General features: G+C 66.7%; 16 protein-coding genes. 8 read left to right on the top strand and 8 right to left on the bottom strand.

What is annotated here, in order from left to right:
* Positions 1-3: 3 nt before the first annotated feature.
* The 4 genes from G6N75_RS09435 to G6N75_RS09420 are packed head-to-tail and all read left to right on the top strand — an operon-like array spanning position 4 to position 4,517.
* A complete protein-coding gene (locus G6N75_RS09435) occupies positions 4-624 on the top strand; it encodes an XrtA/PEP-CTERM system exopolysaccharide export protein (protein ID WP_165348099.1) in 621 nt (206 codons plus the stop codon).
* Positions 624-2,168 carry an XrtA system polysaccharide chain length determinant gene (locus G6N75_RS09430; protein WP_165348098.1) on the top strand — a complete coding sequence of 515 codons (1,545 nt, stop codon included), beginning with the start codon at positions 624-626 and terminating at the stop codon, positions 2,166-2,168. The genes G6N75_RS09435 and G6N75_RS09430 overlap by 1 nt, the downstream gene beginning before the upstream one ends.
* On the top strand, positions 2,165-3,127 hold the full coding sequence (locus tag G6N75_RS09425; RefSeq protein ID WP_165348097.1) for an XrtA-associated tyrosine autokinase: 963 nt from the start codon (positions 2,165-2,167) through the stop codon (positions 3,125-3,127). The genes G6N75_RS09430 and G6N75_RS09425 overlap by 4 nt, the downstream gene beginning before the upstream one ends.
* The gene (locus tag G6N75_RS09420) at positions 3,084-4,517 is read left to right on the top strand and encodes a TIGR03016 family PEP-CTERM system-associated outer membrane protein (protein ID WP_165348096.1); all 1,434 of its coding nucleotides are present in this window, start codon (positions 3,084-3,086) and stop codon (positions 4,515-4,517) included. Before G6N75_RS09425 ends, G6N75_RS09420 begins: the two co-directional genes overlap by 44 nt.
* A gap of 12 nt (positions 4,518-4,529) precedes the next feature.
* Here the strand turns inward: G6N75_RS09420 and G6N75_RS09415 are convergent, their stop codons facing one another.
* The 6 genes from G6N75_RS09415 to G6N75_RS09390 form a co-directional block, all read right to left on the bottom strand.
* Positions 4,530-5,936 carry an undecaprenyl-phosphate glucose phosphotransferase gene (locus G6N75_RS09415; RefSeq protein ID WP_165348095.1) on the bottom strand — a complete coding sequence of 469 codons (1,407 nt, stop codon included), beginning with the start codon at positions 5,934-5,936 and terminating at the stop codon, positions 4,530-4,532.
* On the bottom strand, positions 5,933-6,820 hold the full coding sequence (rfbD, locus tag G6N75_RS09410) for a dTDP-4-dehydrorhamnose reductase (protein ID WP_165348094.1): 888 nt from the start codon (positions 6,818-6,820) through the stop codon (positions 5,933-5,935). The genes G6N75_RS09415 and rfbD overlap by 4 nt, the downstream gene beginning before the upstream one ends.
* A complete protein-coding gene (gene rfbC / locus G6N75_RS09405; RefSeq protein WP_165348093.1) occupies positions 6,817-7,359 on the bottom strand; it encodes a dTDP-4-dehydrorhamnose 3,5-epimerase in 543 nt (180 codons plus the stop codon). The genes rfbD and rfbC overlap by 4 nt, the downstream gene beginning before the upstream one ends.
* A complete protein-coding gene (gene rfbA / locus G6N75_RS09400; RefSeq protein ID WP_165348092.1) occupies positions 7,356-8,234 on the bottom strand; it encodes a glucose-1-phosphate thymidylyltransferase RfbA in 879 nt (292 codons plus the stop codon). Before rfbA ends, rfbC begins: the two co-directional genes overlap by 4 nt.
* Complete coding sequence (gene rfbB, locus G6N75_RS09395; RefSeq protein ID WP_165348091.1) at positions 8,231-9,307, bottom strand: dTDP-glucose 4,6-dehydratase; 1,077 nt, start codon at positions 9,305-9,307, stop codon at positions 8,231-8,233. The genes rfbA and rfbB overlap by 4 nt, the downstream gene beginning before the upstream one ends.
* Before the next feature lie 130 nt (positions 9,308-9,437).
* Positions 9,438-10,544 carry a WecB/TagA/CpsF family glycosyltransferase gene (locus G6N75_RS09390; protein WP_165348090.1) on the bottom strand — a complete coding sequence of 369 codons (1,107 nt, stop codon included), beginning with the start codon at positions 10,542-10,544 and terminating at the stop codon, positions 9,438-9,440.
* A gap of 172 nt (positions 10,545-10,716) precedes the next feature.
* Between G6N75_RS09390 and G6N75_RS09385 the strand changes: the two genes are divergently transcribed.
* The gene (locus tag G6N75_RS09385; RefSeq protein WP_165348089.1) at positions 10,717-12,195 is read left to right on the top strand and encodes an exosortase C-terminal domain/associated protein EpsI; all 1,479 of its coding nucleotides are present in this window, start codon (positions 10,717-10,719) and stop codon (positions 12,193-12,195) included.
* A gap of 4 nt (positions 12,196-12,199) precedes the next feature.
* Here G6N75_RS09385 and G6N75_RS09380 read toward each other — a convergent pair whose 3' ends face one another.
* Complete coding sequence (locus tag G6N75_RS09380) at positions 12,200-14,017, bottom strand: ABC transporter ATP-binding protein (protein WP_165348088.1); 1,818 nt, start codon at positions 14,015-14,017, stop codon at positions 12,200-12,202.
* Between the two features lie 226 nt (positions 14,018-14,243).
* Here G6N75_RS09380 and G6N75_RS09375 point away from each other — a divergent pair, with 226 nt between their 5' ends.
* Both G6N75_RS09375 and G6N75_RS09370 read left to right on the top strand, forming a co-directional pair.
* Positions 14,244-15,284 (top strand): polysaccharide deacetylase family protein, encoded by a 1,041-nt coding sequence (locus G6N75_RS09375; RefSeq protein ID WP_165348087.1) that lies wholly within the window; start codon positions 14,244-14,246, stop codon positions 15,282-15,284.
* A 34-nt stretch (positions 15,285-15,318) separates the two neighbouring features.
* Positions 15,319-16,119 (top strand): hypothetical protein, encoded by an 801-nt coding sequence (locus G6N75_RS09370; protein WP_165348086.1) that lies wholly within the window; start codon positions 15,319-15,321, stop codon positions 16,117-16,119.
* Between the two features lie 44 nt (positions 16,120-16,163).
* On the opposite strand, the gene G6N75_RS15570 is transcribed toward G6N75_RS09370, so the two are convergent.
* Positions 16,164-17,450, bottom strand: coding sequence for a glycosyltransferase family 4 protein (locus tag G6N75_RS15570; RefSeq protein ID WP_165348085.1), 1,287 nt, complete (start codon positions 17,448-17,450; stop codon positions 16,164-16,166).
* A 182-nt stretch (positions 17,451-17,632) separates the two neighbouring features.
* Between G6N75_RS15570 and G6N75_RS09360 the strand changes: the two genes are divergently transcribed.
* On the top strand, positions 17,633-18,661 hold the full coding sequence (locus G6N75_RS09360) for a polysaccharide deacetylase family protein (RefSeq protein ID WP_165348084.1): 1,029 nt from the start codon (positions 17,633-17,635) through the stop codon (positions 18,659-18,661).
* Positions 18,662-18,666 lie beyond the last annotated feature (5 nt).

The following is an 18,666-nucleotide window of genomic DNA, read 5'->3' as shown; positions in this document are numbered from 1 at the left end:
GTGATGCGAGCCTGGATTGGAAATTGGATTCTCGGCCTGGCGGCCGCGGCTGCCCTGGCCGGCTGCGGGACCACCGGGCCGGGCCCGGTGCTGCCCGAGAGCGCCATGCCCGCGGCCGAGACCGACTACATCATCGCCCCGGGGGCGGTGCTGAACGTGTTCGTCTGGCAGCATCCGGACCTCTCGACCGAGGTGCCGGTGCGCCCGGACGGCAAGATCTCCACGCCGCTGGTCGAGGACATGATCGCGGCCGGCAAGACCCCGACCACGCTGGCCCGCGACATGGAAGAGGTCCTGGCGAAGTACATCCGCCAGCCGACGGTCAACATCATCGTCCAGACGGCGGCGCCCAGCTTCCAGCAGCAGGTCCGGGTCGTCGGCCAGGCCGCCAACCCCCAGGCGCTGCCCTACAGCGACGGCATGACGCTGCTCGACGTCATGATCCAGGTCGGCGGCCTCGGCGAGTTCGCCGCCGGCAACCGCGGCAAGCTGGTACGGCGCACGGCCGACGGCACGGTCGAAATCAACGTCCGGCTGGATGACCTCCTGAATGCCGGCGACATGCGCCAGAACGTCCAGATCCAGCCCGGCGACGTCATCATCATCCCGGAGGCGCGCTTCTAGTGAACGAGCTCCTCCGCCAGGTCATCACCGAACTGCGGGGCGCCTGGCGTTACCGCTGGGTGGCGATGGCCGTCGCCTGGGTGATCGGGATCGGCGGCATCGGTTATGTCCTCATGATGCCCGACGTGTACGAGGCGCGGGCGCAGGTCTTCGTCGACACCGAGGACCCGCTGCTGAACATGCAGCTCGGCGCCGGCATCGATGATCCCCAGACCAAGGTGAACTACGTGCGCCGGCAGTTGCTGTCGACGCCCAACCTGACAGAAGTGGCACGCGAGACCGATCTCGACCTGCGCGTGGATACGCCCCAAGGGCTCGAGAACCTGATCATTGGGCTGCAGGCCAAGATCCAGGTCCAGCCCGGAGGCTGGCAGGGCTTCGAGGCCAATCTCTACAACATCAGTTATCGCGACATTGACCGGGCCACTGCGGAGCGGGTGGTGCAGGTCCTGCTGAACAGCTTCCAGGAGCGCTCGGTGGAAGGCGACCTGCGCGACGACCTCCAGGCGTTGGAGTTCCTCGACCAACAGATGGCGGAGTATCGCCGCCGACTCGAGCAGGCCGAGAATCGCGTTGCCGATTTTCGTCGCCGTAATGCCGGACTCGCCCCGGGCGATGGCGGCGGGTTTTTTGGCCGGCTCGCCACGCTGCAGGAGCAGTTGCGAGAGGTGAAGACCAACCTCCAGATTGCGAGCCAGCGGCGGGCCGCGTTGGCAGCGCAGGTAGCGAGCGAAGGCGAGGGCGGCGACGGCGGCGCCGGGCTCCTGGAACTGGAGACGCAGGTACTGGAGGCGGAGCGGCGGCTCGATGAGCTGCGGCTGGTCTATACGGACGCGCATCCGTCCGTAATATCGGCGCAGGAAACGCTGGAGGCCCTGCGTGGGCGGCTGGTGCAGCGTCGCGAGGAGCTCGGGCCACTGGTCGGGGGTGGCGCCGGCAGTGCAGTGGTCGAGAACGTGCGCATCGCGCTGACCCAGGCCGAGATCGACGTCACCGAGCTGCAGGCACGCGAGCGGGACCTGGAGCAGCGCATCGGCGAGCTGCAGCAGAAGATCGACGTGGCGCCACAGCTCGAGGCCGAGCATGCCGGCCTGATCCGCGATCACGAGGTACTGCAGAGCCAGTACGAAGGCCTATTGGAGCGGCGCGAGCAGCTGAGTTTCGATATCGACCGCAAGCGCCAGGGCCGCCAGCTGGTGTTCCGCGTGATCGAGCCGCCGCTGGCGCCCGGGGTGCCGGTGGCGCCGAAGCGGTTTTTCCTGCTGGTGGTTGTACTTGCCGGGTCGCTGGGCGCCGGGGCCGTCTCGGCTTACCTGCTGCACATGTTGAAACCCGTCTATGTGTCCCCCGATACGATCTACCAGGAGCTGCAGGTCCCGGTGCTCGGCGCTGTATCCATGGCCTGGACGCCACGAGCGCTCCGAAGGCGACGGGCGGCCGAGGGGGTATTCCTCGTTGGCATTGCCGCATTGGCCGTGTTGTTCGGGATCGTCATCCTGGCGATGCCCTGGGCGGTGGACCTGGTTGGAGGTCTGAGGGGATGAGTTTCATCGAAAAGGCCCTCCAGCGCCTGAAGCAGCAGGAAGAGACCATGGTGCCGCTGGGGCGGCTCGACCCCGCGGACTCGCCCCCGACGCAGCCACCATCGCCGGAAGTATCGCCCTCCGGAAGCACGGTCGTGGCCACCCCGGCGGTTGCCGAAGCGGCGCCGACATTGCCGAGGCCCGCCACAACACGGCGCGGCAAACTGGTGTCCATCGATCGCCAGCGGCTGCGTGAGGAAGGCTTCCTCGCGCCGGACGAGTACCAGCGCCGAATGGCCGACGAGTACCGCCGCATCAAGCGGCCGCTGATTGCGCACGCGTTCGGTATCGGCGCCACGAAGATCGACAAGGGCAACCTGATCCTCGTCAGCAGCGCCGTCTCCGGCGAGGGCAAGACCCACACCTGTATCAACCTGGCCCTGAGCCTGGCGACGGAGCGCGATCGCACCGTGCTGCTGGTCGACGGCGACGTGCCCAAGCCGCACATCAGCCGCCTGTTCGGGATCGACCAGGAGCCCGGGTTGCTCGACGTGCTCGGCGACGACCCGCCGCCGCTTGAAGACGTGCTGGTGCGCACGGACATCCCGCGGCTGACGGCGCTCCCGGCCGGGCGCTGGAACGCCCATGCCACCGAGCTCCTCGCCAGCGAGCGCATGCGCCGATTGTGCGAGGAACTGGCCTCGCGCTATCCCGACCGGGTCATCCTGTTCGACTCGCCGCCCATGCTGGCGGCGACCGAGGCGCAGGCAATCGCGGCGACGGTCGGGCAGGTGGTGCTGGTCATCGCCGAGAACAGCACCGCGCGCGACGACGTGCGCAATGCGCTCTCGCTGATCGACGAGCAGACGCCGGTGAACGCCATCCTGAACAAGAGCCGGGTAGCGGCCAAGAGCGCATATTACGGAGGCTATGGTTATGGCTACGGAGACAAGCCCGAGCAACCGCCGGAAGAGCAGTAGCACTGCGCTGGCGCTGGCCGTCGCGGCGCTGTGCAGCGCCACGACCGTCCAGGCGGCACAATGGGAGTTCGAGCCGCGGGTGGCCGTGGGCGCGACCTGGCTGGACAACGTCAACCTCGCTCCCAGCGGGCTGGAGGAGTCGGAGACCATCGCCGAGCTCCGGCCCGGCTTCAGCCTGGTCGGCGAGGGGCCCCGGCTCGAGGCGGAGCTGGATTACGAGGCCCAGGGCGTCTGGTTCTCGGACCGCAGCGACCTCGACGACATCTACCACCAGGCCCTGGGCCGCGGGACCTACGAGCTCGCCGAGCGCAGCCTGTTCGTCGACGGCTACCTGCGCTTCGACCAGGAGAACATCGACCCGGCCCGCAGCCTGGCCGACAGCAACCTGTTCGATACCGGCAATCGCGCGGACACCTTCGTCTACGCCCTCAGCCCCTATCACATCGGCCGCTGGGGCGGCTGGGGCGAAAGCCTGGTGCAGTACAGCTACCAGGGCGTGCGCTACAGCAACTTTGATGACGCAACCTTCGACCTCGAGGACTCGAGCATCAACGCCTTCTCAGCTGCGCTGGGCTCGCCCTCCGATCGCCGGGGCTTCAGCTGGCGCGTGGCCGGCAGCACCCAGACCACCTCTTTCGACACGGCCGAGGATTTCGCCTACGACCGGGTGGCCCTGGACCTCGGCGTGCCGGTCGGGCTGCGGACCCGCCTGACCGCGACCGCCGGCCAGGAGTCCGACTTCGTCACCGACCGCAGCGCCGGCGGCCTGGACGAGTCGTTCTGGTATGTCGGCGTCGAGTGGCAGCCGAGCGAGCTCCAGTCGCTGGCGGCCCGCGTGGGTGACCGTTTCTACGGCACCGCCTACGAGCTGCACTGGAGCCGGCGCGGCTCCCGTGGCGAGCTCGCGGTGGACTACACCGAGGAACCGACCACCTCGAGCGGCGTGCTGGGGGACGAGGGCGTGTTCCAGCCCGGGTTCCGGCCCGGCGGCCTGCCGAGCCTCGATACCCGGGTGTTCCTGCTGAAGCGGCTGGCGGGGCTGGCGAGCTACGAGCTGGCGCGCTCCACCCTGGGACTGCGGCTGTTCTACGACGAGCGTGTTTACCAGGACGGCTCGGGCGACGTCGAGCGCAACCAGGGCCTGGGCGTCACCTACGACTGGCAGCTGGGGCCGCGCATGGTCCTGGGCGGCGTGGCGGAGTGGGAGCGGCGGTCCTTTGGCGGCGTCCAGCGCGAGGACGACCTGGCGGAGCTGACGCTGAGCCTGACGCGTGCCCTGACGCGCACCGTGTCGGGCGTGCTTTCGGTGTCGCGCTTCAGCCGCGACTCGGACGTCGAGTTCGACTACGACGTTAACCGCGTGTCGCTGTTCGTCGAGGCCCGGTTCTAAGCGGCACCCAGGTCAGTAGGCCTTGGTGTCCTTGAACACCCGGACGACGGTCAGGAGCAGGATTCGAAGATCCAGCAGCGGCGACCAGCGGCGCAGGTACTCGAGGTCGTAGGTTACGCGCCGCTCCATGTCCTCGAGTTTCTCGATCTCGCCGCGACAGCCATTGACCTGCGCCAGGCCGGTGATGCCGGGCAGCACCTTGTGGCGCAGCATGTACCCCTTGATCAGCTTGCGGTACTGCTCATTGTGGCTCACGGCGTGGGGCCGGGGGCCTACCAAACTCATGCGCCCCTGCAGCACGTTGAAGAGCTGTGGCAGCTCGTCCAGCGAGAAGGTGCGCAGGATGCGCCCGACCGGCGTCACCCTGGGGTCGACGCGCGAGACCTGCACGACCTCGTCGCCGTCTTCCAGGACCCGCATGGTGCGGAACTTGTAAACCACGATCTCGTGGCCGTCGAGGCCGTAGCGGCGCTGCTTGAAAATCACCGGGCCGCGCGACGTCAGCGCGACCATCAGCGCCACGACGGCCATGACCGGCAGTGCCGGAATCATGGCAAAGACAGTCAGCACGATGTCGGTGAGCCGCTTGGCCACGCCCTTCGAGCCCTGGAACGGCGTCTCGCACATCGAGATGACCGGCGTGCCGAGGATCTCCCCCGGGCGCGACTGGATCAGGTCGAAGACAAAGACGTCCGGCACGTAATAGATCGATGCCGTGGTGTTCTGCAGGTCGTCGATCAGGTTCATCACCCGCTCGAGGTGCCGGATGGGCAGGGCGATGAAGATGACGTCCACGTGGTTGGCGCGCACGTAGTCGCCAAGGCTGGCCAGGCCGCCGAGGATGTCGAAGGGCTCGGTGGCCTCGAGGCGATCCGCGCTGCGGTCGTCGAAGAAGCCGACGAAGCGCGCGCCCAGTTCCGGATGGGTTTCGAGCTGGCGGGCAAGGTGTACGCTATGCGGCGTCACGCCCGCGCAAATGGCGGTACGGACATTATTGTCCGCGGTGATCAGGCGGCGCTTGATCTCGTGGAGCCCGAGGGCAGCAGGAACGAAAACCAGCGGCGCGCAGGTCAGCCAGGTGAAGACCGTTCCCGGGCTGTAGAAGCCCGTGACGCCGGCCAGCCACGCGCCGAGCAGCAGCAGCGCCACGATGCCGAGCCAACGCCCGACCAGTTTTACGGAGATTTCGGCGAGCGGGGTCAGCATCAGCGGCCGGCCGTTGCGACGGACTCTCAGCAGCAGAAGGCTCAACCCGCCTGCGACCACCGCGAGCGCGCGGTAGGGCGGCGTGAACGCTTCGCCCTGCAGGGCGGCGACCAGGTACAGCAGCAGGACGACCAGGACCGCCGGCAACAGTCGCTGCAGTGCCGCGATCACGGCCAGCCGCAGGTCGTTGTTCAGGTTGACGGGTTCCGTCATGGCGTCACTGCCTCCGCGGCCCCGGCCAGGGCGGCCAGCGCCCGTTCCAGTCCCGTGTTCCAGTCGAATGTCGTCCCGTCCAGCGCGGCGATCGCGGCACTCGGCGCGAGCACCGAGTAAGCCGGGCGGCGGGCGGGCGCGGGGTAGTCGGCCGTCGAGATGGGGATCACCTCGGGCGCCTCGGCGAGGAGGCCCAGGGCGGCGGCGCGCGCCACGATCCGCTGCGCGAAGCCGTGCCAGCTGGCGATCTCTCCGCCGGTCGCGTGCCAGGTCCCATACGGCAGTTGGGGACTGTCCCCGGCCGGGTCTAGCGCCGCGATCAGCTCGGCGAGATGGCCGGCATAGGTCGGCCGGCCGAGCTGGTCGGCCACGATCCGCAGCGGGTTACCGCTTTCGGCCAGCCGCAGGACCGTCTTCATGAAATTGTGGCCGTACTCGCTGAACACCCAGCTGGTGCGCAGGATCCAGTGGCGCGGGCAGATCGTGCGGACGGCGAGTTCGCCGGCGAGCTTGCTGGCGCCGTAGACGCCGAGCGGGCACGTCGGCGCGTCCTCGGCATAGGGTGTGTTCGCGCTCCCGTCGAACACATAGTCCGTCGAAACGTGCACCAGCGCGGCGTCGAGCCGACGGGCGGCCCGGGCGGCCGCCGCCGGCGCTTCGACGTTGACCCGCCAGGCTTCGACGGGCTCGGACTCGGCCCGGTCCACGGCGGTGTAGGCGGCGGCATTGATGATGGCGCGGGGCGCCGCCTCGACCAGGCGCGCCTCCAGCGCCTCGGCATCGGCTACGTCCAGGGTCTCCCGTCCCCAGAACTCCGCGCTGGGGACTGTCCCCAGGAGGTGGCGGGCGAGCTGGCCGTTGGCGCCGAGGACGATGATGCTCATAGCGAGGCCGCCAGTTCCTTGAGCGTCGGCAGGGCTGCGTCCTTGGCAGACAGCCGCGGCACGGCCAGAGGCCATTCGATACCGACGTCCGGATCGTCCCAGCGCACCCCGATCTCGTCCTCGGGGTGGTAGTAATCGGTGCACTTGTACTCGAAGTCGGCCACCTCGGAGAGCACGACGAAGCCGTGGGCATAGCCCGGCGGGACCCAGAACTGCCGGTGATTCGTATCGGACAGCGTGACGCCGGCCCACTGGCCGAAGGTGGGCGACGCCGGGTCGATGTCCACCGCCACGTCGAAAACCTCGCCGCGCGCGCAGCGCACCAGCTTGCCCTGGGGGTGCTGCTTCTGGGCGTGTAATCCGCGCAGGACGCCGCGACGCGAGCGGGAATGGTTGTCCTGCACGAACGTGAGGTCGATCCCCGCCGCCTCCCGGTAGCGCTCCACCGAGAAGGTCTCCAGGAAGAACCCGCGCTCGTCGCCGTGGACCTTCGGTTCGATGACGACGACGCCGGGCAGCCGGGTGGGGGTGACGTTCACGCGCCCAGCTCCACCAGTTCGCGCAGGTAGTCGCCGTAGCCGCTCTTGGCCAGAGGCTTCGCCAGTGCCAGCAATTCTTCATCATTGATCCAGCGCTGCCGCCAGGCGATCTCCTCCGGGCAGCCGACCTTCAGTCCCTGTCGCTTTTCCAACGTCTGGATGAAGTGCGCAGCCTCGATCAGGGAGTCGTGGGTGCCGGTGTCGAGCCAGGCCATGCCGCGCTGCATGCGCTGCACGTCCAGCCGGCCGCGGGCCAGGTACGCGCTGTTGACGTCGGTGATTTCGAGCTCGCCGCGGGGCGAGGGCTTCAGGTCGCGGGCGATTCCCACCACCTCGTTGTCGTAGAAATACAGGCCCGTGACGGCAAAGCGGCTCTTCGGTTTCGCCGGCTTCTCCTCGATCGAGGTGGCGCGGCCTTCCTCGTCGAAGGCCACCACGCCGAAGGCGCTCGGGTTGGCGACGCCGTAGGCGAACACCGTGGCGCCCTCGGTCCGGGCTGCGGCGGCCTTCAGCTGGCCGGTCAGGCCGGTGCCAAAAAACAGGTTGTCGCCGAGGATCAGCGCGCTCGGATCGGGTCCGATGAAGTCAGCCCCGATGATGAAGGCCTGGGCCAGCCCGTCCGGGCTCGGCTGCACCGCGTGCTCGATGCGCATGCCCCATTGGGACCCGTCACCGAGAATCTGGGCGAAGCGGGGGCTGTCCTGGGGCGTGGAGATCACCAGGACCTCGCGGATGCCCGCCAGCATCAGGGTGCTAAGCGGGTAATAAATCATGGGCTTGTCGTAGATCGGCAGCAGCTGCTTGCAGACCCCGAGGGTGACGGGATGGAGCCGGGTACCGGAGCCGCCGGCGAGGATAATGCCCTTGCGGCTCATGCGGCGTCTCCCGTGCCGGCGCCGATGCGCTCCAGCCGGTAGCTGCCGTCCAGCACCCGCTGCCACCAGTCCCGGTTGTCCAGGTACCAGCGCACCGTGCGGGCGAGGCCGGTCTCGAAGGTCTCCTGCGGCTCCCAGCCGAGTTCACGCTGGATCTTCGAGGCGTCGATGGCGTAGCGGGTGTCGTGGCCGGGGCGGTCCTTGACGAAGGTGATGAGGTCCTCCAGCGGGCGGGCCGCGGCGGTCTCGGGCGCATGCTCGGCGACCAGCGCGCAGATCCGGCGCACCACGTCGATGTTCATGACCTCGTTGCAGCCGCCGACGTTGTAGGTCTCGCCGACCCGGCCGCGTTCCAGCACGGTCCACAGCGCCCGGGCATGATCCTCGACGTACAGCCAGTCGCGGACCTGGCGGCCGTCGCCGTAGACCGGCAGGGGCTTGCCCGCCAGCGCGTTGAGGATCATGTGAGGGATCAGTTTCTCCGGGAACTGGCAGGGGCCGTAGTTGTTGGAGCAGTTGGTGATCAGCACCGGGAGCCCGTAGGTGCGATGCCACGCGCGCACCAGGTGATCGGAGGCGGCCTTGGTTGCGGCATAGGGCGAGCTGGGCGCATAGCGCGTGGTCTCGGTGAACAGCGGGCCGTCCGGGCCAAGGTCGCCGTAGACCTCGTCAGTGGATACGTGCAGGAAGCGAAAGGCCTCGCGCCGGGGACCGGTGAGGCCCCGCCAATGATCGAGCGCTGCGCCAAGCAGCGTGCCGGTGCCGACCACGTTCGTGTCGAGGAAGGCGCCGGGGCCGTCGATGGAACGGTCCACGTGGCTCTCGGCGGCCAGGTGCATGACGGCATCGGGGTCGTGGCGGCGAAAGACCTCCCCCAGGGCGGCGGCCTCGCAGATATCGACCTGCTCGAAGGCGTAGCGGGGGGAGTCGGCGGCGTCCGCCAGGCTCTCCAGGTTGCCGGCATAGGTCAGCTTGTCGAGGTTGACCACGCGGGCATCGGTGGCGTCGAGGAGGTGACGCACGGTGTTGGCGCCGATGAAGCCGGCGCCGCCGGTAACAAGAACCGTAAGCATTTCTTCCCCTGATGGCCGCAAGCCGACCTTCCATGACCGGGCCGGCAAGCTTACTCGTAATCCGATAGTTATTGAAGTTTGAACGGGTTACGGTGATCTTGCTGAGACGGTGTTCGCATTTTCGACCGGCTTATGACAGCTGGGTCGGGTCGTCCCATAGACACTCGGCGTGCTGGCGCCGCACGAGGCGCGCGAGGCGCGGGTTGATCCCCGTGACTCGCGGTCGGCAGGGCGCCCCCGGCCGGTGGCGGAGCGCGTAGAGGTAGCCCAGCGCCCGGGCATCCAGGTAGTCAACACCGCGCATGTCGAGTTCCACCCCGGTCGTTTCGTCGCCCTGGGCCTTCTCCAAGACTGACGCGAGCAGGTCGAGATTGTTCGCCGTGATCGAGCCTCGTGGCCTGAAAACCCAGTATTTTCCGCAGCTTGTGGAAGGCGGGATCTCGAGGCCTGGCGCTGCCAGGCGCCTTTCCTGCAGCCAGATCGGGACGGCCGCGCTCACCAGCAGCCGCAGCAGGAACAGGCCATCCCCAAAATAGCGGCTGAAGAGCCGGGGTTCCTGGGCCATCCGCCAGGCCCACTCCAGCCCGAGCTTCTGCAGCAACGCCGGCGCCCTCCTGACAGTGCCGGCGAGAAAGTTGACGACCGCGCCCAGGTGACTGATGACAGCAGGCCTGAGCCGGTCCCGGTTGTGCTCGATCCAGGCATGCCCCTTGACCGCGCCAAGGGAAACCACGAGGAACACGGCGCCGCTTCGATTGATCGCCTCGATCACGCCGGGCGCGCTGAGGGTCTCGACGCTGCCGTGCCCCGGATTGAGCGCGCCGACGCCGCGGAGGCCCGAGGGCGGGTCGTTGACCCGCGCCAGCGCGCGCTCGGCAGCGTCGTCTTCCGCGCCGAAGAAAAAGGTCGGGATGCGTTCGGCGGGTTCGGTCGGCTCGACCAGCCGTTCGACCAGGCTGCTGCCGGCGACCCGCTCGGTGAACCGGATGCCGGCCAGCCGGCCGAGCCAGACCAGCGGCATGCCGTCGACCAGGGACAGGTCCGTCCGTAGCACGTCGTCGCGGAAGGCCGGCCGCTCGCGGCTGCTGCGCAGGAAGTTCAGGTTCGGCGTGGCGAAGACCAGTCGGCTGCCGGTCCGGGCATGGTCACGGATCAGCCGCGCGGCGCCGTCCAGGTCCACGGCGTCGAAAGGCAGGCCGAGAAGCCAGTAGACCGGCGGCGGCGTGGGGCGGGTCAAGAGGCGTGCTCCAGTAGATTTGCGGGCATTCCAGCCGCCGGCCTGGCCGGCGTCAAGGAGGCAGTTCACGAAACCGTGCGCGGGGTCGAGAAATGCGAACTGTGCCCGCAACGAACGCGCCGAGGCTGGTAGCATTCCCGCAACTATGTGGGCCAGGACGCTCGACCCGACCATGCTGATCGCCACGGCGCTGCTGGCCGCCGGGGCTATCATCGGCATGCCTTCGATCCTGTCGTGGGTGGCAGGAAGCTGGTACTCGTTTTTTGGGGTCAGTGCATACTCCCACGGCTACCTGGTGCTTGGGCTGGCCGCCTGGATCGGCTGGACCCACTGGCGTCGCGACCCGCCGGAGCGGATCGGGCCCGCCTGGTCGGCCCTCGTGCCGCTGGCGCTGCTCGTCGTGGCGATGGTCGCGATGGAGCTCATCTACATCAATTCATCTCGGGCCCTCCTGCTGCCGCCCATGTTCGTGGCCGCAACGGCACTGGTGTTCGGTTGGCCTGCCGCGAAGCGGGTCGTCATGCCGGCAGGGTTCGTGTATCTCGGACTGCTGCCGTTCTGGGTCCTGCAGCCGGCGCTGCAGGCGCTGGCGACCCGGATGGTCAATTTGCTGATGAGCTTCGGCAACGTCCCGGTTCATATCGAGGAATTCTTCATCCACATTCCCGCCGGAACCTTCGAGGTGGTGTCTTCGTGCAGCGGCCTGAGTACCCTGCTCTCCGCGTTGACCCTGGCACTGTTCTACGATGCCATGTACCTCCGGCGCTGGAGGCATCGCCTGATCCTGCTCGGGGCGGCGATAGCGGCGGCGCTGGTGTCAAACTGGGTCCGTATCTGGACGCTGGTGTTGATCGGCCAGTACCTCGGACTCGATTACTGGCTGATTGGCGATCACTACGCATATGGCATGGTCTTGTTCCTGATCTTCCTGGTGCCGGTGGGGCTACTCGCCGCACGACTGGAGGACCGGGAACAGGAGGAAGACGAAGAACCGTCTTCCGGTCGCACCATGCCCGCCCCGAGGGTTCGCGCCCGCACGGGACCGATGCTCGCCGCGGCACTCGCCGGGGCGTTGCTGCTCGCCGCGCCGCGGCTTTTCGCGACCGATGGCCGGGTGACTTACGAGGTCGAGCCCCTTCCGCTACCCGAGGTTACTATGGGGAATGCGGTTCGCGTCGGCGACCTGTCGAGCTGGCAGCCGCGCTTTCGCAACGCGCGTGTCGGGTCCGCTGTGTACCAGGCCGACGGCGGCCGGGTCGAGGCCTACCGCGCGGCATATCCCCAGCAGGATCGCGAACATCACCTGTTCCAGGACCGACGGAGCCTCCATGGTCGCGACTGGTGGGAGCTCGAGCACCGCCAGCGCGAGGTGCAGGTCGGCGTAGAGCGAATCACGGTCAACGAGTTTGTCGGGCGCCTGTCCGGCCGCGAGCGGATAACCCTGGCCTGGTACGAAGTTGCCGGGCAGCCGGTCACGAGCCGCCTGGCCGCCAAGTTGGCCGAGGCGCGAGCTCTCGGCAGCGGGCGAACCGACGGCGTGCTCGTTGCGGTGTCGAAGGAGTGCGAGCCGGGCTGCGACGAGGCCCGAGCGGTTCTTGAGCGGTTCCTGGAGAACTCTGGCGCCAGCCTGCGCTGGCAGCCAGGCCCCTAATCTTCTAACCGGCCGCCGCCTCGGCCATTTCCCGGAAGCCGGCATGGCTGGCGATGAGTTCGTCATAGGTGCCGGACCCGACCAGCTGTCCACGATCGAGCACGAAGATCTGGTCGCAGTTGCGGACCGTGCTGAGACGATGGGCGATCATTATGACCGTCTTGGTGGCGCCAAGGTTGTGCACTGCCTGCATGACGGCATGCTCGGTGATGTTATCGAGCGCGCTGGTGGCCTCGTCAAGAACCAGTACGCTAGGGTTGCGGTACAGGGCTCGCGCGATGCCGATGCGCTGGCGCTGGCCGCCCGACAGCCGCACCCCGCGCTCGCCGACGCGCGTCAGATAGCCGTCCGGCATCTGCGTGGTGACGAACTCGTGCAGCTCGGCCGCCCGTGCGGCTCGCTGCACAGCCTCCATGTCGATCTCGTCCGGCGACACGCCGAAAGCGATGTTCGCGGCGACCGAGTCGTCCACCAGGAAGATCGCCTGCGGCACATAGCCTATGGACCGCTGCCAGGCGCGGCGCTGCTCGCCTTCTACGAGCCGATCGTCCACCAGCAGCTGGCCGCTGTCGGGCTGGAGCAATCCCAGCAGGATGTCCACGATGGTCGTCTTTCCGGCGCCCGTCGAGCCGACGAAGCCGACGGTGGTGTTGGCTCTGATTACGAGGCTGACCTGGTCCAGCGCGGGACGATCCGCCCCGGGATAGGTGAAGCACAGGTCCGCCAGCTCGAGCCGTGCCTGCAGCGTCAGTCGCGTGCCGTCGGTATCCCGGCGCTTCGCGTCCCAGTCGAGCTGCTGGTCCTTGCTGGCCAGCAGCTCCTCGTGGATGCGCTCCAGGCTCCGGGTACCGAATTTCATCTTGGTGAGGTCGTTGTAGATCATTTGCAGCGACGGCATCATCCGATATCCGGCGAAGGCGTAAACCGCAATCAGCGGCAACGCGGTCCCGAGTCCTTCCGCCTGAACGGTGAGCATCACCACCACGATCGCGAGGATGCCACCGAAGGCGACGGCCTCGAGCAGAAACTTCGGAACCATGCCGATGATGCGCTGAGTGGCGTGATTGCGGGCATGTTGGAGCGCAGGAATGCGGTAGCGGTCCAGGTAAGCAGATTCGAGGCCGGAGACCTTGACGTCTTTGATTCCGGCGAGGCCTTCCTGGGAAGCGCGGTAGCGTTCCTCGTTAGTCTGCCAGGTTGCGCGGCCCAGTCGCACCAGTCGGCGACGGACGAGGAGATAAATCAGCGCATACATGCCGCCCAGCGTCATCACCGCCGCAACCGCGATGACCGGGTTGGCGGCGACAACCAGGCTGACAAGAAACAGCACGACGATCGCGCGGGAAACGATCCGGCTGGCCGGCAGGATGGCGTGGGCGACCATGTGCTGGATCTCGGAGACGACCGTGCGGCCGAGGTCGGCGCTGTGCTGGTTGAGGAACCAGCTGTAGGGGCGGCCGTAATAGCTGGACAGCAGCCGGACGCTCAGGCGGTAATCGCACATCTGGTTGAAGCGGTGCAGGAACCACTCGGTGAAGGCGCCGAAGAGCTGGCTGCCGACGAGCAGCACAAAAACCACGACGCCGAGAAACACCAGGAAATCACTCGAGCTGGTAAAACCGAGCCTCGTGTAGGCCATCGCCAGGTACTGGTTGGTCTCGATCATCCCGGGGTTCGCGGCCACAGCCATGAAGGGCATGATCGACGCCACGCCGACCATCTCGGTGAAGCCGCGGACCAGGAACAGCCCCAGCAGCAGGAAGCCTTGCCGCCGCTCGTGGCGGTCGAGTACCTGGTAAATCTTGCGGTAGATATCCAGCATTAAGCGGTCGGCCTCGATGAAGCAATGGCCAAGTTATCCCATCTCATGCCGCCCGAACTGTGAGCTGGCGCAACGATTGTGGCATCGCCCGACGCGATAGTAAGGGAGTTGCTTCGACGCGGGTCTCCCGTTGCCAGCCCGGCGGGCCAGCGGCGATGATAACGCCGTTCGGGACCCGGCAGGCCGAAACGCGGATAACAGGTTTAACCAGGGACAATGATCGAGCATGGCAAGCGTACTGGCTGAGTCACGACAATCGATCAAGCACGGGATCCGCGGACTGCTCGACCTTGGGGCTGCCGCGACCGGGCTGCTGCAGTGGCATGAACGCCGGGCGCGGTCGGGCCTCACTATCCTCATGTACCACCGTGTGCTGCCCGCCGAAGCTTGCACGGATTACCCGTTGGCGTCGCTCGTCATGCCGGTGGATGCCTTTGCCCAGCAGGTCGCGTGGCTGGCCCGGCGTTGCCGGGTCCGGCCGGTCGCCGAGGCGCTGGTCGAGTTGCACTGCCCGGCGGGAGACCCTCGGCCGCTGGTCGCCATCACCTTTGATGACGGTTACGCCGACAACTTCGAGCATGCCGCCCCGATACTGGAAGCTGCAGGACTGCGTGCTACGTTTTTCGTCGCCACCGGCTTCGTCGAGACTGGGGCCCCGTTCTGGTTCGATCGGGCTGCTGATGCCTGGTCTCGGCTCACCGAGCAGGACCGAGCCGGTCTTTTCGAGGAAGTGGCACCCGGCGCCGAATTGACGCCGGGGTTGGCATCATGGATGTCGGCGCTGAAGCGGCTCCCCGTCGCAGAGCGGGACAGAGGAGTCGCGGCGGCCATGGAGCGGGCGCCAGGAGCGTTCCCGAACGAGCAATACGCTCCAATGACGCCGGCCCAGGTCGCCGAACTGGCGGGTCGCGGGCACGAGATCGCTTCCCATGGCATCGACCATCCCATCCTGCCTCTGGTGGACGACGACGAACTCAAGCGGGAACTCACCGAGTCCCGGGCCAGGCTTGCAAAGTGGACCGGGAGAGAAATCACCGGCTTTTGCTTTCCCAATGGCGATTCCGATCCGCGCGTGGCGGCTGCCACGGCCGGGGCGGGTTATGCCTACGGCTGTTCTACCGAGGAAGGAATTAACGAGCCTTCGGGCGATCCATTCCGCCTGCGCCGCCGTCCTGTCTCGATGCAGCGTGTCTTCGGTCCAACCGGCCGCCACTCGATCCTTGGGTTCCGGGCGGAAGTCACTGGACAGCGGGAGCGCTGGCGGTGATATTCATGCTCCAGCCCAGGAGCCGGGAAGCGTCTTGAATTCCGTCTCGACCAGACCGGCCCTGGACAGCCTGGTGTCGCCCGTCGCGGATCACCTTCGAACCGGTGAGCTGCCAATAGGCGGCAGTATCGTTCACGAGCGAAGCGGCGGGCGCGGCCCTCTGCTCCGTATGCCCTATGGCGACGCGTCGACCGTGATCGTCAAGGTCTGGCTGCAGCGACGTCTCCGCGACCGCCTCAAGCGCTTTCTTGGCATCAGTAATGCACAGCGGGAGTGGCACACTCACTGTCACCTCCATGCTGCCGGCGCCCGGCTCCCCGAGCCATTCGGCTATTGCGCGTCGACGGCGGGAAAAGTCGGCTTCGAAATGGTGGTGGTTGAGGACCTCGGTGCACTGATCAACGGCCTGATCTACCTGAAGCAGTGCCTCCGCGACGGAGACGAGGTTGCGGCGAGCCAGTTCGAGCGGGATGTTATTGATACGACCGCCAGCCTCGTGCGAAACGGTGTTCTCGACATTGACAACAAGCTGAACAATTTTGGGGTTACGAGTGACGGGCGCGTGTTCAGACTGGATATCGAGTGTGCGCGCCGCTGGCGACGCAGCAGTCTGCCGCACGACCTTTACGGAGCAATGATCGGGCGGCTAGTCAGTAGTCACGCGTTTGCGTGCCAGCCTTCACTGGGCCGGACCGAATTGTTTGCCTTGGCGCTTAGGAAACGGCTTGATCCTCCTGCAAGGGTACTCACTCGGGCACGGGGCGAGATCGAGGATGTGTTGCAGCGGCAGAAAGATGCCAGCGGCATCGATTCGCAGCTGTCCTTACCCTGGTAGGCGAACGGTCGGCGCTATTTGGGATGATCCTGATTCGAAGCGAGTCAATGCGCCAGGCTCGGCCTGGCATCTGCGGTCTTTCCTGCCAGGCGCATCCGCATCACGGTCACGAGTCGACGGGTCTCAGCGTCGAGGTCGAACTCGCGGTTGACTACGCCCAGGCCGCTATCCGCTAGGCTCCGCGCCAACGTCCGGTCATCCAGAAGCGTTGCGAGCGAAGCTACCAATTCGGCTGTGCTTGCCGGCGCGTAAAGCAGTCCGGAGCGCCCATGTTCCACGAGCTCGGGAATGCCGGTTATACGCGGTGCTACCACAGGCACGGCGGCAGCCATCGCTTCCATCAGCACGACCGGTATGCCCTCGGCCAGGCTGGTCATCACGAATACGTCGGCCTGCGCTAGCAGCTGGCGAATCTCCGGCTGGCGAAGATAGCCGTGAAATATCACTTTCTCCGCAATCCCGGATTCGACGGCGAGTGTCTGGAGGTCGGCTCGCTCCGGCCCGTCGCCGACAATGTCGAGTTGAATGTCGGGGCGGCTCTCCGCCAGTACGGCGACCGCGTCGAGCAGGATCGGCAGTCCCTTGACATGGTCCAGCCGGCCGACGAAAGCGAGTCGGGATCCAGCTGGGTTAGTTCGCGGCGGTCGGGGTTCAGCGAGGTCCACGCCGCAATGTACGACGTGGAACTTTTGCCACGTCTCCCGCGGCGACCACAGCATGGCCTGGCTCCGCGCGTGCCAGCTGACACAAATCGTGAACAGGGCGCGCTGGAGCTTTTCGCGCAGCCGCCAGCGGCTTGGCTCCGAGAGGATGCCGTGGCCGTGGAGGGTCATGCTGAAAGTGAAGCCGCCCATTTCCGCGGCGATCATGGCGACGAATCCACTGGAGTCGGGCGCATGATTATGCAGATGGACCAGGTGCTCGCGGCGCATAATGTCGGCCACGAGCCCCGCTTCAGAAAAATAGAACAACTGGTATAGCAGGGCCCGCAGGCCCGGCGCGCGCACCTTCGAAGCCAGCCAAATGGCACGAAAGTATCGGCCGGGACCCGCCAACAAGGTGCGACCATGGGCGGCAAGCAGTCGCAACGGGCCCGTCGGCAGCAGGTAGGTCGTGCGATGCGCTTCTTCGTTGTCGGGATCCAGCGGCTTTTCGCCGGTTTGCGGGCGCCGCACAGAGATCGTGCGGACGTGCAGGCCCGCCTCCCGCAGTGCTCTCACCTCGCGCTGGATAAACACGTCGGTAGCGCGCGGATATTCTCCGCACAGGTAGGCAATCCGCTCCGGCGGTAAGTCTGATCCGGCGGCTGGGGCGGGAGAGGTCGAGTTCACGTAAGGCCTCCGGAGCGTCCAAGCGAGGCGCGCCTTGCGGCGCGCGGGCAGGATTGTGACATAAGTAACGGTGTAGCTGAGAATTTTTCCGGATCATCCTGCACTTTCTCGCATAGAATGGCACTACGAGTCTTGAGGTTCTCGCGCTACACAACTTACCGAGCAGCCGGGGTGACCCGCTGATGTCCATGAAGGCCAGTCTGCGCCAGAGGTTCGGGCCCTCCATCCAGTGGCTGGGTTATCGGAGCGGCTTGATGGCCGCGACCAGCTGGTTGTCCGGTCGCGGCGGTGCGCTCGTGCTGATGTACCACAGCGTGGCGGACGAGGAGGACGCGCGCTGGATCGATCCCCTGAATCACGTGCCTGCCGAAATCTTCGAGCGCCAGATGGAGTTCCTCGCCGAACATCGGCGAGTCGTCCGGATGGAACAGCTGGTCCAGGAGATACGCGACGGCAAATCGGTCGAGGATGGCACGGTCGTCATCACTTTCGACGATGGTTACCGTGACAACCTCACCGTGGCGGCGCCAATCCTCGAGAGACTGGGAATGACCGCGACCCTGTTCCTGCCGACCGGTTATATAGACCGGGGCGAAACCCAGTGGATCGACCAGGCCTACACGGCGTTCAAGCATGCGACCAATCGCCTGCTGGCCTGGGGCGAGAACGAGCGCCGATTCGACCTTGACGACCCGAGGGAATATCGTGACGCCTACCGGCTGGTCTGCCAAGCGCTGCTGATGGCCGGGTCGGAAGAGCGGCGGGCTCTCATGGACCGGCTACTCGGGTCGCTGGCGCCCGCTGTCGCGCCGCCGCGGCTGACGCTGACGTGGGACGAAGTGCGGACGCTGGTGGATAGCGGCGCCATGGAGCTAGGCGGCCACACGGTGGAGCATACCGACCTCACGACAATCAGTGTTGCTGCGGCGATTCATGAGATCGGGCGCTGCAGAGAGAGGATCAGGGACATGATCGGGTCCGAGCCGCGGCATTTCTCCTTCTGTTATGGCCGCAGCTCGGAGGAGTTGCGGCAGGCACTGCCCGGGCTCGGCATAGACGCTGCGTGTGCTGCGCGTGCGGGCGAACGCGTCGTTACGGGGAGTAGTGATTCCCTGTACCTGCCCCGGATTGCGGCGCCCCCGGACCTAAGGCGTTTCGAAGTGGCCGTCAGCACGGCAAATCGAGGCCTGTGGCGGAGATTGGGGCGATGAACCAA

Source organism: Thioalkalivibrio sp. XN8, assembly GCF_011058255.1.
Lineage (GTDB): Bacteria > Pseudomonadota > Gammaproteobacteria > Steroidobacterales > XN24 > XN24.
This window is presented reverse-complemented; position numbering and strand designations above follow the sequence as displayed.